Genomic DNA, 535 nt, shown 5'->3' with positions numbered 1-535 from the left:
TGTCAGACAGGAACAGTTTATCGTCCTATCGTTTTGTGGCAGTAATGTTTGCGCAGTTTTTTGTGCAGGTTTTTATGCTGGGGATTATCAAGAGCGCCGGCAACGGGGACAAGGCAGTGGGTATTGAAAAAGTAATGACGGTATTGGCCATCATTGGGACTATCATGCTTTTGATCACCTTTTTGGCCACCAAAGAGCGCATTATTCCAAAACCGGAGCAAAAGTCGAGCGTGAGGGAAGACTTGGCCGACCTGATCAAAAACAAGCCTTGGGTAATCATGCTGACGCTGACGACTTTGGTGTTTGTGACTCTGGCCCTGAAAGGGGGTTCGTATGTGTATTATTTTGAAAATTATGTGGATAAAGAACAGTTGGCTCTTTTTATTCAGCCGATATTGGATTCATTGTCGAGCGTTGGGCTAAACCATTTTGGGAATGATCCGGTTGCGGCAGGATTTGGACTGTTTAATGCGGGAGGAATTATTTTTATGATTGTCGGGATCACGCTGTCTAAAAGCCTGGCCGATAAATACGG

Annotated in this window: 1 protein-coding gene; it reads left to right on the top strand. The window is 45.0% G+C overall.

All coding sequences use genetic code 11. The annotated features are described in order from the left end of the window. Window positions 1–535 (top strand): MFS transporter (locus AC1DVP_RS21430; protein WP_477185493.1); only part of this gene is annotated, 535 nt, incomplete at both ends.

The sequence above is a fragment of the Flavobacterium sp. P3_A6 genome (genome assembly GCF_056403035.1).
The sequence above is the reverse complement of the archived record's forward strand: the minus strand, read 5'-3'. Positions and strand labels throughout refer to the sequence as shown.